The 13,088-nt window shown below is 57.7% G+C and carries 9 protein-coding genes; 7 read left to right on the plus strand and 2 right to left on the minus strand.

Annotation, left to right across the window (positions count from 1 at the left end; genetic code table 11):
* Positions 1-19: 19 nt before the first annotated feature.
* From HFP54_RS16385 to HFP54_RS16400, 4 genes are all read left to right on the plus strand, one after another.
* Entirely contained in the window at positions 20-961 is a 942-nt protein-coding gene (locus HFP54_RS16385; RefSeq protein WP_168565934.1) for a Fe-S oxidoreductase, read from the plus strand.
* Positions 958-2,406 (plus strand): NAD(P)/FAD-dependent oxidoreductase, encoded by a 1,449-nt coding sequence (locus tag HFP54_RS16390; RefSeq protein ID WP_168565935.1) that lies wholly within the window; start codon positions 958-960, stop codon positions 2,404-2,406. The genes HFP54_RS16385 and HFP54_RS16390 overlap by 4 nt, the downstream gene beginning before the upstream one ends.
* A 90-nt stretch (positions 2,407-2,496) precedes the next feature.
* On the plus strand, positions 2,497-3,138 hold the full coding sequence (locus tag HFP54_RS16395) for a hypothetical protein (RefSeq protein WP_146413409.1): 642 nt from the start codon (positions 2,497-2,499) through the stop codon (positions 3,136-3,138).
* 140 nt (positions 3,139-3,278) lie between these two features.
* Positions 3,279-4,823 (plus strand): sulfatase family protein, encoded by a 1,545-nt coding sequence (locus HFP54_RS16400; RefSeq protein ID WP_315853913.1) that lies wholly within the window; start codon positions 3,279-3,281, stop codon positions 4,821-4,823.
* 79 nt (positions 4,824-4,902) lie between these two features.
* On the opposite strand, the gene HFP54_RS16405 is transcribed toward HFP54_RS16400, so the two are convergent.
* Positions 4,903-7,629 carry an FtsK/SpoIIIE family DNA translocase gene (locus HFP54_RS16405; protein WP_168565936.1) on the minus strand — a complete coding sequence of 909 codons (2,727 nt, stop codon included), beginning with the start codon at positions 7,627-7,629 and terminating at the stop codon, positions 4,903-4,905.
* 273 nt (positions 7,630-7,902) lie between these two features.
* Positions 7,903-8,895 (minus strand): tRNA pseudouridine(55) synthase TruB, encoded by a 993-nt coding sequence (gene truB / locus HFP54_RS16410; RefSeq protein ID WP_168565937.1) that lies wholly within the window; start codon positions 8,893-8,895, stop codon positions 7,903-7,905.
* 14 nt (positions 8,896-8,909) lie between these two features.
* On the opposite strand from truB, the gene HFP54_RS16415 reads away from it, so the two are divergent.
* The 3 genes from HFP54_RS16415 to HFP54_RS16425 all read left to right on the plus strand — a co-directional run bounded on the left by HFP54_RS16415 (position 8,910) and on the right by HFP54_RS16425 (position 12,533).
* Complete coding sequence (locus HFP54_RS16415) at positions 8,910-9,440, plus strand: NUDIX hydrolase (RefSeq protein WP_168565938.1); 531 nt, start codon at positions 8,910-8,912, stop codon at positions 9,438-9,440.
* A gap of 545 nt (positions 9,441-9,985) precedes the next feature.
* Positions 9,986-10,849 carry an RNA polymerase sigma factor gene (locus HFP54_RS16420; RefSeq protein ID WP_168565939.1) on the plus strand — a complete coding sequence of 288 codons (864 nt, stop codon included), beginning with the start codon at positions 9,986-9,988 and terminating at the stop codon, positions 10,847-10,849.
* 46 nt (positions 10,850-10,895) lie between these two features.
* Positions 10,896-12,533 (plus strand): serine/threonine-protein kinase, encoded by a 1,638-nt coding sequence (locus HFP54_RS16425; protein ID WP_168565940.1) that lies wholly within the window; start codon positions 10,896-10,898, stop codon positions 12,531-12,533.
* Positions 12,534-13,088 lie beyond the last annotated feature (555 nt).

Here is a 13,088-nt window from a genome sequence, read left to right on the forward strand (position 1 = left end):
CCGCGGCCAGGGGATAACGATGCACCGACAGGAAACGATCGGTCCGTTGATTCAGCGAAATCCCGTGTCGGCCGATTCAGCGTATCACGCATTCTGGGAATGCGAGGCGGCCGATTGCAGAAACTCCGCCGATGTGTTGACCATCATGTTGTCGGTTTCGGCCTGCCCGATACGATGCACCATGTGTGATCTATGGCGGAACACACTGGTTACGAAAACACCGCCGGGTGCCGTCCCACATCAAATACAGCATGCAATCGATCGGTTGCGTGTCGATGCACCGGAGTCGTCACGCAGCGGTTCGGTGGATCGTCCACGTTGGATCAAACTGTACAACAGTGGCTGTTTCTTCGATCCGTCCAGCATCCCGCCGGATGACTATGAATCGATCGGTCGCTTGGTCAGCGGGTTCGATCGCGTCATCGTGGAAAACCATCCGCGATTCGACCAAGGACGCCTGCAGAAATTTGCACGACACATCGACGGGCAACTGGAGATCGCTGTCGGACTGGAAACGGTCCAGCCGCGATGGTTGAGCCGCATGAAAAAGCGGATGACGCGGGACACCTTCGATGATTATGCGATGCGTTTACGATCAAACGACGTTGACCTGCGCGTCTTCTTGATATGGGGCGTGCCCGGAATATCGCATCAGGAGGCGTCAAAGTGGACGGTCATGTCGGCGCTTCATGCATCGCGAATGGGCGCAAGGCACATCAGCATTGTTCCGGCGCGACGTGGGAATGGATGGGGCGAATTCAAACAGCCGATTCCCGACGCAAATCCGATGGTCTTGGCCGGTCTGCAACAACAACTGATCCGAAGAATCGGTCACCATACCGTGGTAACCGTTGATTTGTGGGACATGGATAGCGATCAGCCTGGGGACGAGCGCGAAGCCTTGGAACAAATCGGTGAATTGAATCAACGCCAAGATCGCTCGATGAATCAGAAGACATGAATGCTGCCTATGACGTTGCCATCGTTGGTTCGGGATTCTCCGGCAGTTTGCTGGCAACGATTCTGGCAGAACGCGGTCGCCGGGTCGCGTTGATTGATCGCCAACGGCATCCACGCTTCGCCGTTGGTGAGTCTTCGACGCCGCTGGCCGACGCGATTCTGCGGCACTTGGGTGAACAATATGGTCGACCGGATTGGGTGAATCTATCGGCTTATGGATCGTGGAAAGACACGATGCCCACGGTGTCATGCGGTTTGAAACGCGGGTTCGCTTACTACCGCCATCATCGAAGGCAACCCTACCGGGACAGTCATGATCATGATTCATCCCTGTTAGTTTCCGCCAGCCGAAGTGACCAAGCCGGCGACACGCACTGGTACCGACCCGACGTGGATCACTACTTCCATCAGCAAGCGATCAAGGCCGGCGTGGCGGACCTGACCGGTTGGCAGCTTTCGGGGCTAGACACCGCGTCGCCGCATCGGATTGGGCTACATCATGTCCAGCATGATCATCAACAGTCGATCACTGCGGACTGGTTGATCGATGCCAGCGGTCCGGCGGCGGCTGTTGCACGATTGCTAGGTCGTCGGCCGATTGGCCAGCCGATCAGGACACGCACCAGTTCGACGTGGATGCACGTCAAGGGACTGCCTGGTTGGTCCGATTGGCTGTGCCGTCATGACATTGGGTGTGACGACGATCCGTTTGATGCCGATGCCGCTGCGGTCCACCATGTTTTGGACCAGGGTTGGATTTGGTGTCTGCGGTTCGACAACGGGATCACGTCGGTCGGATGGACTTCGCCGACGCAGACATTGTGTGGCACCCTGGAATCGACCATCGACGACTATCCAAGCTTGCGCCAGTTGTTCTCCGGTGCAAACCGGTGTACCGACATCTATCAAGCAGAATCGTTTCAACGGCGGTTTGATCCTGTTCTGGGGACGCGATGTTTGATGACACCCACGGCGGCGTTCACGCTGGATCCATTGCACAGTACGGGCATCGCAGTCGGTTTGGCCGGGGTGGCACGATTGGCTGATTTGATGCTGAACCATGGCGACGAAGAATCGGCTCTCGACCAATACCGGCGGTTGATTCAAACCGAGTTTCTGTGGCTGGACGACTTTGTCGGTACGTCCTATTCAGCGATGCCCGATTTTTCGCGTTTCTCCGCCGCCTGTCAGTGGTTCATGTTGGCCGCCATTGCCTGTGAAGAACAGATTCAGCGAAGCGGATTTGATTGCCGCCGGTGCCTGTACAGTGCTGACAACACGGCGATGCGGGACGTGATGCGTGGTGGCAATCGCGACTTGCGTGGGCCACGGATGACCGCGGAAGTCACCAAATCACTGCGTAAGTCAGCCATGCCCTTCAACACCGCTGGCCTTTTTAATCCCGACGTGGCCAATCGGTTTGCCTACACCGCAACGAAATCCTAGGCACGGTGATCGTTCAGCGGATACGATGTCTTTCGTTGAAACAATTTCGCTGGGGCAACAAACGACAACGATCAAGTGGATTGCATTGCGATGGGTTGTAGATTTTGTGTCGCCGCATGTGGGCTTGCCATCATCAGTTTCCTGAATTCCACCGCGATTGCGGAGGATCCCGTTTTTTCTGGGCCGCAGGCGGGTGAAGCTTTGCCAGGGTTTGAGGTCAAGGTGGTCGCTGGACCGCACCAGGGTGAAACCGTGGACCCGATCAAGCTGGCCGATGGTGGACCCGTGATGCTGAGTTTTCTGCATAAGAAGACTCGGCCCGCCTTTGGCATGTTGCGAACGCTGTCGAAGTATGCTGTGACTCGCAAAGATCGGGGGCTGACCACCATGATCGTCTTTTTGGCCGATGATCGGTCCGATGCGGAGCGTTGGTTGGGCCAGGTGCGTCGGTATTTTGCCGACGACGTGATGCTGGCAGTTTCTGTCGACGGGGCGGATGGCCCGGGCAATTACGGTCTCAATCGGTTGGTCCAGACCACGGTCTTGGTCGGCGATGATGGCAAGACGGTGGCGAATTTTGCCATCACGGATCCACAGCTTCAGGCCGACGGGCCGGGAATCTTGAAAGCGATCGTCGGCGTCACCGGTGGAGGTGATGTTCCCGACGTGAAATCGTTGCAAGAAGCAGGCATGCAGATGCGTCGTCGCGCGCCACGGAATACGAATCCGTAGGCAAAGTTGCTCTGTAAGAACCACGCTGTTTTAGCGCTGGTCCGATTTATTTCCCGCTTTTGACGCTTTCCCCATTTAGATCTGCTGTTGGTCTTTCTGTATTTCAATTTTTCACAACTGATTTCAAAACTGAATTGATCGTGCAACGTTTCCTCTTTCCACACAACTTGTTTTTGATTTTTGGTCTTTGCCTGGTTGCCACGCAAGCGGTTCGCGCCGGCGACGCACCCAACGTCGTATTTGTGATGGCGGACGATTTGGGGATCGGTGATCTTTCACCGACGAATCCGGATTGCAAGATCGACACTCCCAATCTGCAAACCATGGCCGATCAGGGAATCACGTTCCTTGATGCGCACTCGTCCAGCGCCGTTTGCACGCCGACGCGATATGGCGTGATCACCGGTCGCTACAACTGGCGATCGCGCTTGGCAAAGGGCGTGTTGAGTGGAACCAGCGAGCACCTGATTCCGGCGGATCGTCCGACCGTGGCGCATCTGCTTCGCAAAGCGGGTTATCACACCCAGATGATCGGCAAGTGGCACCTGGGCTGGGACTGGCAAAAATCCTCTGAAGGCAAAAAGGGCGCGATCGACTTTAGCCGGCCGGTCAAGAACGGTCCGGACATCAATGGTTTTGATGGGTATTACGGCCACTGTGGCTCGCTGGACATGCCACCCTATGTCTGGGTCGATACGGGCAAGTGCACCGCCATCCCCGTTCGCGAAGAAGGCGTGACTCGATCGCAGGATGCTTATGGCTGGTATCGAAAGGGACCGATCAGCCCTGATTTTGACGTCCCCCAGGTGTTGCCGCACTTGTTCGACAAAGCGGTCACCCATATCAACGAGCGTGCGGCGGATGCGAAAGCGGGCAATCCGTTTTTTCTGTATCTGCCGTTACCGGCTCCCCACACACCGATCGTTCCCTTGCCGCCGTTCGAAGGTGCCAGCGGTATCAATCCTTATGGCGATTTTGTGATGCAAGTCGATCATCATATGGGTGACCTGCTTGCGGCGATCAAGAAGGCTGGCATTGATGACAACACGCTCGTGTTTTTCACCAGCGACAACGGTTGTTCACCGCAAGCGAACTTTGATGTTTTGAAAGAACACGGCCATGACCCGAGCGCTGGTTACCGGGGGCACAAGGCCGATATCTACGAAGGCGGGCACCGGGTGCCGATGATCGCTCGTTGGCCCAACGGGATTCGACCGGGCCAAACCACCGACGCGACCTGCTGTTTGACCGATCTGTATTCGACGCTTCGTGAATTGACTCAGCAGCCCGCCGAAGATCTTGGCGGCGAAGATTCTTATAGCCTGGTTCCGGTTTTCAACGGCGCCGCATCCACCGGCCGAGAAACGCTGATCAGTCATTCCATCGGCGGATCGTTTTCCATCCGCAAAGGCGATTGGAAACTCTGCTTGTCGGCAGGCAGTGGTGGTTGGAGTGATCCGCGTGAACCCGCGGCCAAGAAGCAGAACTTGCCGCCAATGCAGCTATTCAACCTGAAACAGGATCGCGGCGAACAGCACAACTTGATTGACCAGAATCCCGACAAGGTCAAAGAACTTTTGGAGCAGTTGGCGACCGAAGTCCACCAAGGACGCAGCACACCGGGCAATCCCGTCGACAACGATCGACAGATCACATTTCTACCCGCCGGGGTTACGATGCCCTGATCGTCATTCACGCATCGTGCCGACGGTTACTGTCGATTGCATCCACTGCGGGCTGTGGGGATCGCTTGCCGCAAAGCACCTACTCGTCGTAATCGACGTACTCTCCGTCGGCAGCGTGTTCGTAGGTTCCTTCAAGGGTTTCGTCATCGCCATCGGACTCGGACTCTTCGACTTCGATCCCTTGCATCTGCTGCCATTGTTCAGGGGAAATGATGACTTCGCGTGACTTCTGGCCGTTGTACGCGCTGACGATCCCGTCCTCTTCCATGTAGTCGATCAACCGTGCGGCGCGACCGTATCCGATTCCCAGGCAGCGCTGGATCAGCGAGATGGAGCCGCGTTGTTCACGGACCACCACTTCGATCGCGCTTTCGTACAACTCGTCTTTCTTCCGCAGGTTGTTGACGTCCAGATCGCCGCCTTCTTCCCCGTCCTCGGTGACTTTCAGGTTCATCAGTTCGCCAACGAAATTCTGTTCGCCGCGACTACAGTGGGCACAAACATCGTCAATTTCTTTGTCCGATAGATAGGTGCCCTGACCACGGATCAGTGTGCTGGTGCCGGGCCACAGGAACAGCATGTCACCATTGCCCAGCAGCTTGTCCGCACCGTTTTCGTCCAACACGACCCGGCTGTCGGTCTTACTGGCAACCTGGAAGCTTAGGCGAGCCGGCAGGTTGCTCTTGATCAAACCGGTGATGACATCGACGGTCGGTTTCTGCGTCGCGAGGATCAAGTGGATACCGACTGCACGGCTCTTTTGTGCCAGGCGAATGATGTGTTGTTCGACGTCTTTGCCGGCCGTCATCATCAAGTCCGCCATCTCGTCGGCGACGATCACGATGAACGGCAATTGGTCAGGAACGTTATCGCCACCATCTTCTTCTTCCACCTCCAACCGTCGCAGCACTTCTTCGCGGCCCAGGTCGTTGAAGCTGTTGATGTGACGCACACCCACCTTGGCAAGCAAGGAGTATCGTTCTTCCATCTTTTCAACGGCCCAAGCCAGAATCGCTTCGGCCTTTTTCATGTCGGTGATGACCGGGTGCATCAAGTGTGGCAGTTGTCCGTAACCGCTCAATTCGACCATCTTTGGGTCGATCATCAGCATGCGGACTTCATCCGGGCGACAACACATCAGCACGCTGCTGATGATCGCGTTCAAACAAACGGATTTACCCGTACCGGTACGACCCGCGATCAACAGGTGAGGCATTTTGGCCAAGTCGACGACCATCGGGTTCCCGCTGACGTCTTGTCCCAAGAACACCGGGATGTTCATCTTCGCGGCCTGGTCCCCCGATTCTTCGATCACATCGCGCAGACGCACGACTTGGCGAGTTTCGTTGGGGACTTCGATGCCGACAGTATTTTTGCCGGGAATGGGCGCGACGATTCGAACGCTGGGGACACGCAACGCGATCGCGATGTCATCCGCCAAACCGGTGATCTTGCTCAGCCGTAAACCTGCTTCCAATTCGATCTCGTATTGGGCAATGACGGGGCCCGTTTCAATTTCCACGACGCGGACGTTCAGGTTGAAATTGCGAAACGCTTCTTCCAACAACTGGGCCTTTCGGCGGACCTCGATCAGTTGTTCGTCGTAGCAAACGTCTTCGCTGGGGTTCAGCAATTCCAGTGGCGGCAGGACATAGTCTTCGGAGCCCGCCGGGGCGTCTTCTTCCATCGCGTCGTAAAGTTCCGCGCGATCATCACGCTTTTCTTTCGCGCGATTTGGCACCTTGACCTTCGGGGCCGGCGTCGGAGCTTTGACGGCTTCGTGAGGTTCATCCTGACGAAGCGTGACTTGTTCGCCGTCCACATCTAATTCACGAGTGACCGAGTCGGCGTCATCGTCCGATTCGTCCCAATCACCCTCGTCGTATTGGTCGGTGTAGTCGTCGTCGGCAACATCCACTGTTTGAACGTCGCTCTGCGATGCGTCTTCGGCTTCGTCGGTGTTGGTTGCGGGAGAGTTCTTCGGTTTCTTGCGGACCTTAATGCGGGGCGATCGAGGCGCATCGGGATCATCGATCACTTGAACGCCCGATTCATCGGCCGATTCGCCGACGTTTTCATCCGCCAATTGGACGGCGGTTTCCGGATCGGCGAAGGGTTCATGAACGCGACGCGGCCGTACAGGCAACACGCGTGCGGCACCGGCCAGCGTTTTGTTCTTCATCCTCGCCGCGCCGCCGACGACTTTTTGACCGGCGTACAACAAGGCGTAGTCGGTGGTCATCAAAACGCCGGTGGTCAGCACGGTCAGTGTCAAAATCCAAGCACCCGCCGGGGCAAAATGAGCCAACAGGTATTCCGAAGTCATCGCACCCAAATAGCCACCGGCGCCAACCACCGGCATGCCATAAATCTGAGCCCCGCTGAGTGCCGCGGCCGCCGTGACGGCCACCAAGACGATGCATCCGCCAAGCGAACGCAGCACCGGCGCGTTCATCCGCCCGCGGATCATCAGTGCCGTGGCGATACCACCGCCGTAGGCCACCACCAACGCGGCGCCGATGCCGACCGCGTCCATGACCATGGCCGAAAGCAATGCGCCCCAGTATCCGCACGCGTTGGTGATTGTCGCGTTTCCGGGATAGGCCAGGTTGTCGGGCTGATAGATCGCGTTGATCGGCCAGACCGGAGATTCCACAGGGTCCGCCGGGTCACGTGTGATTAACGACACGGTCAAAATCAGTGTCGCAGCGATCAGCCCGATCGCCGACAGATCCCGCTTCATGTCGGGCTGGCGCTTGGGCGTTTCTTCAGTCGGTTTGATGATCTCGACGGTGGCTTCGGACATCCGACTTTCAATCCTGGGCGTTTGACAATCGCGCGTTCGGATTCGGTGACGATTCTCCGACGCGTGGCACACGGTGATGTGTCGTCGCTTGGCTTGTGCGACGACACTTTGGACCTTGTCGTCATAGATCGGAACTGTGGACGCCGGACCGCTACTGGCGTTACGACTGTTGGCACACCCAGAATCGATGCACCTCGGATGATCCGTACAACCGGTACAGTTTGTCACCGGAACGATCGAGGGCAGGATTGGTGGCGTGCCGATTGAAAGTGGCTAGAGCGTGAAAAGCCGCTTGTGAAACACCCGCGTGGGGCGCCAATGATCGCTGCGCCGCTGTGCAATCGCGCAAACATCGCCTGAGGGATCGATCGCTGCCGCATCGCGAACCTCTTTGTCGCCCGCCGCGGTCGTCCGAGTTCGCGAAACATGAAGTGACAGACCATTGGTGATTCGCCAGGTCTGTTCGTCATCCAGGTGCAGCGTTGTCAGATGGGCCAAACCTTCGTTGGCAGGCCGAAGCAGTGACATGCACCGGCCCTCACGAATCTGTTGGACGGACATCGCGTCGGTCAATTCAAACTGACCCACACGAGTCCGCACCAAATGGTGCATCACTGATTCGGTTCCGCACCGCCGTGCCAGGTCCATGCCCAACGTCCGAATGTAAGTGCCGCTGCCACAGCAAATGTCCAGCCAAATGTTGGGGTATTCGTATCGCTGGATGGTCAATTCGTGAATGTCGACGGCGCGGGCGGGCATCGGCACTTCGACGCCTTTGCGAGCCATCTTGTAGGCACGGCGTCCGTTGATTTTGATCGCCGAATGGCTGGGCGGAACTTGCCGGATGCGGCCGGTCAATTGGCGGGCAGCGGATTGAAGCTCGTCCAGCGTCGGGATAGGAGCGTCGTCGATGGTCTGGACTGGTTGTTCCAGATCGCCCGATTCGCTCCGCTGACCCAAGACGAAGCGGGCTTGATACTGTTTGGACGCCAGTTGCAAATAACTGGTCAGCTTCGCCGCCGGGCCGACGCCCATGACCAGCACCCCTTCGGCCAACGGATCGAGCGTTCCGGCGTGTCCGACCTTGGGAGGTTTCCGGCGGGGCGTCGGGGCGTCAGACTGTTCGGGCGAACCGTCCGTGTCGGAAACGACAACGGCCAAACGTTCGCGATACGATTTGCGTATTGCTCCCGTTCCCAGGTTGACCAAGTCACGCGAGGTCATTCCCGGGGGTTTGTGGCAGTTCAGGAAACCGAAGAACTTCATCGCTTCCATAATCGATGCAAAAAAAATCCGACGAAAAGCAATTGTTGGCGGGAAACCGTTTTGATGTCCATGCGATGGAGCTTGTCGGCAGCGACGGCAAGACCTACATCCGCGAAGTCGTCCGGCACCCCGGTGCGGTCCTGCTGTTGCCGATTCTGGACAACGGCGACGTGGTCATGATTGAAAACTATCGACCGACGATCGACCAGACGTTGTTGGAATTGCCTGCCGGCACACGTGAACCGGGGGAGCCGCCGGAAATCACCGCCGAGCGTGAATTGGTGGAAGAAACCGGATACGCCGCGGGCAAACTTCAGCACTTGCACACGTACTTTTCCGCACCCGGGATTTGCGACGAACAGATGTTCTTGTTCTTGGCGACCGATCTGACCGCGGGCGACGCACAGCGTGAAGCCGTCGAACAAATCGAGAACCGGATCGTGCCGATCGACCAAGCGATGCAGATGATCCGCGACGGAAAAATCCTGGACGCCAAGACCATCGTCGGCCTCAGCCTGTACCAAATGATGTCTCCCACCACCTAAAAGGGGACGGGGTTCTTTTTCGGAGTTCGGCCAGTCCTTTGCGACGGCAAAGAACCATTGCACTGGTCCACGGCCGCGCGCTGAAAGCTAAAAACGCTAAACAATGCACCGGAGATGACTTTCGTTTCGACGGTGCCATCAAAGCTTGCCACCTTCGACATAATCAAGGCGGCATAGACCAGTAGGTCGCGCCGTGCGTGACGGAATCTATATTGCCTATCGCGATCAGGTTGTCCTTGCTACTCGGAGCATGCCCAACAGGACTAGGTTCGTGCCATCGGACCCTGTCCCTGTTGGTCTTTGCCGGCGACCGGATTGGATCATGCGACCTTCCTTCAATTGGCCGTACGGAAGCTAGCAGCCCACGGCCGTCGGTTTCAAGCAATCGATTTGGTCCGTCTTGTCCACCGCAGTCCTGGTGTGGCGGAGGTCCTCTATGGGGATGCTGGAGGTTTTCGTCGCAGCGTCATCTCGGTCGACCGGTGCTGGTTGGACTAAATTATGAGTCGACCTTCCGTCCTTCATCTCTGGGCCTTGCCACGATCATGTCCGCCAACACGTCGCCAAAGTTTGCTACGACACGATGGTCGATGGTTGTGGCCGCATCGCGAAACGTTTCTCAGCGATCTCGCCGCGACGCCGGTGACGTGCCGTCGAGTTCCATTAGGTCGGCCGGCGACAAGCCTGTTTCGGAAGACCAGTCCTTCGGCCGATCCGCGTATGACGTCCAGTGTCCAACCGACGAAGCGAACGCAGCCCTGGAATCATTGTGCGAAACGTATTGGCCGCCCCTGTATGCCTTTGCGATTCGCCGCGGCTACAGCGTCGCGGATGCGCAAGACCTGACACAGGACTTCTTTGCACATCTAATGCAGAGCGATTTTCTGACCAAGGCCGATGCCGATCGCGGTCGATTCCGCACGTTCCTGTTGACGGTGTTCGAACGATTCGCTGCGTCGCAATGGCGCAAAGCGTCCGCTCAAAAACGCGGCGGCGATCACGCGACGTTGCAGTTGGATTTCGGAGCGGCCGACGAAGGGGCGCGTTTAGCCGGCGAGCCTACCGCGAAGGGCATGTCCCCCGACCGGTTCTTCCAACAGCAATGGGCACTGACGTTGTTGTCGAAAGTGATCGATCAGTTGCGTCAGGAATATTCTCATCGGAAATCTCTCGAATTGTTCGAGGCCCTGGAGTCGCAGTGGAATCCGGGCGCGGCGCCTGGCGAATCGTACGAGATCGTGGCCCAGCGTCTTGGCATGACCAGCGGGGCTGTCAAAGTGGCCGCTCATCGTATAAGGGCCCGGTATCGCACAGTCTTGCGAGAACTGGTCGCCGAAACCGTTGCCGACGAAGCCGAAGTGGAAGACGAAATCCGCGATCTGATGAATTCTTTTTCCGATTCGGTGTAACCCTTGCTGCGGAAACTGCGAACCGATGGGCAAGGAGAACCCGAATATGACAACTGAAGAAATCCGTTGCCCGTCGTGTGGTAAATCACTGCCCGCTTCCTCGCCGCTGGGTCAGCAGTGCCCGAGCTGCATGTTGGCGGCCGGGCTTGGTGGCCAAACGCAATCCTTTGGCAACGACGACGCTTTCTCGAATTCCATCGCCGAGACTTCCGCCAGCGGCACCTGGACACCGCAATCGGCAGAATCCATCGATCAGCTGTTTGACGCGGTTGATGTGGTGGAGCTGATCGGTCACGGCGGCATGGGAGCGGTGTACCGGGCACGCCAGTCGATGCTGGGACGCGACGTCGCGCTGAAAGTGCTATCACCGGCACTCAGTGGCGACGCTCGTTTCGCCGACCGGTTCATGCGTGAAGCTCGCGCGCTGGCCCAGCTTTCGCACCCGGGCATCGTCACCGTGTATGACTTCGGCCGACGCGGTGACGTGCTGTATCTAATCATGGAATTCGTCGACGGTGTGAACCTTCGCGAAGCCATGCGTGCCGAAGCGATGTCGCCCGATGCGGCGATCGAAGTCGTGCTTCAGATCAGCGCTGCCCTGCAGTACGCTCATGCCGCTGGCGTCGTGCACCGCGACATCAAACCTGAAAACATCCTGCTTGAACGTAGCGGTCGAGTGCGGTTGGTCGATTTCGGATTGGCTAAGCTGACTTCGCAAGGCGAACGAGACGCAACATTGACCGGGACGAACCAAGTCATCGGTACGATGCACTACATGGCGCCAGAGCAATGGGAACGACCCGGCGAGGTCGATCACCGCGCGGACATCTATTCCCTAGGCGTCGTGTTCTACGAATTGCTGACCGGGCAGCTGCCGTTGGGACGATTCAAGTTGCCGTCTGAATCGGGTTTGAACGCAATCGGGTTGGACGACGTCGTTTTGAAAACGCTCGAACGCGCGCCGCAGGATCGCTACCAAAGCGTCGGCGAAATGAGCGAAGATGTCAGCCGTATGTCCGAATCCTCGTCGACGGGCAACGAACGGGCGTCTGGCATTATCCCACCGCCAAGTCCGCCGGATGCGTCTTCGTCCGATGTGTTGCATGGAACTGCACCGGAGGGGTTGTCTAACTTTCATCGTGGGCGTTTGCTGACGGGCGTTGTATTGGTTTGTATTGGCATGGGGTTGCTGTTGCACGGGCTGATCAATGGATTCGTTACAATGTGGATCGGGCCGGGAATTGCGATCAACGGCTTTGTGTTCATGGGAATCGCGTTCGCCGGGGCGGACGAGGACGTGAGCGACCAGGACGTGAGCTTCGTTCGGTCCCCAAATGTGGGCCTGTTGGTGTTCGGTACGTCTATGTTGTGGGGCGGCGCGATCATTTGTCCGGGCGGTTTCGACAGTCCGTTCGGATGGACCGGCATGGGGCTAATGATCGGCGGCGCGTATGTCATGGGCACAGCGTGGGAACAGCCCAAAAACACGATTCTGCGTCCTTGGAATCGGCCCAAACCGGCGCCGTTATTCTTGTCGTTGGGCATGGTCCTGATCGGGGCGATTGTGCTGATCGGAGGAATCATGTCCGGACGCCACGAACTCATTTGGTCCGGGTTAGGGCTGACGATTGGCGGCGGTGCCATTTCGATCGCTGCGTGGACCGACAAGGTCAAAAAACCGTGATGTCGCCAATCTCTTGGAGGACGTCGTGACGAACGAGAGGGCCGACCAAGATTTACCGGTCCGTTCCCGGGCACTTCCGTAGCCTTGGGTCGCATGGTGTGCCACCGCGGCGGCCGTTCTCGCATCGAGCGAAACAAAAGGGGCAGGCGTCCTTAATGAGTGCTCCTGCCGCGAAACCAATGAAGGCAGGCGACGCTGATAAGTGTTCTCGCTGATGCGTTCGAGAAAAAGGAAGCTTGATAAGGTTGCTGCGAAGCGGCATTGTTAGTGGACTGCCAGGATGCCCGCTTCACTCTCGGGAAGACACCAGCCACACGTCACGTGGAGATTTTTGTGGCCAGACCAAACGCGGCAGAGTTTCGGCGGGGCCGCCGGGGTTTGTGGTTCGGCAGTTGTGGGTGGAGCTTCTTCACTTCGCTCCGCTCCGCGATCCGCCCTGCATTGGGATTTGGCATTGCGAGCAATATCGGTGGTGCTTCGTCCGGTAGCTGGATGCGACAGCATGCAGGCTCCGCCCTCTCCCGTTGGTCCCGCACATCAGGTCCTGTCTCCACC

Source organism: Crateriforma spongiae, assembly GCF_012290005.1.
GTDB lineage: Bacteria > Planctomycetota > Planctomycetia > Pirellulales > Pirellulaceae > Crateriforma > Crateriforma spongiae.

Coding starts and splice junctions, on each gene's coding strand:
- HFP54_RS16425 (WP_168565940.1), top strand. CDS start 10,896: ATGACAACTGAAGAAATCCGTTGCCCGTCGTGTGGTAAATCACTGCCC.
- HFP54_RS16420 (WP_168565939.1), top strand. CDS start 9,986: ATGTCCGCCAACACGTCGCCAAAGTTTGCTACGACACGATGGTCGATG.
- HFP54_RS16405 (WP_168565936.1), bottom strand. CDS start 7,629: ATGTCCGAAGCCACCGTCGAGATCATCAAACCGACTGAAGAAACGCCC.
- HFP54_RS16415 (WP_168565938.1), top strand. CDS start 8,910: ATGCAAAAAAAATCCGACGAAAAGCAATTGTTGGCGGGAAACCGTTTT.
- HFP54_RS16395 (WP_146413409.1), top strand. CDS start 2,497: ATGGGTTGTAGATTTTGTGTCGCCGCATGTGGGCTTGCCATCATCAGT.
- HFP54_RS16385 (WP_168565934.1), top strand. CDS start 20: ATGCACCGACAGGAAACGATCGGTCCGTTGATTCAGCGAAATCCCGTG.
- HFP54_RS16390 (WP_168565935.1), top strand. CDS start 958: ATGAATGCTGCCTATGACGTTGCCATCGTTGGTTCGGGATTCTCCGGC.
- truB (WP_168565937.1), bottom strand. CDS start 8,895: ATGAAGTTCTTCGGTTTCCTGAACTGCCACAAACCCCCGGGAATGACC.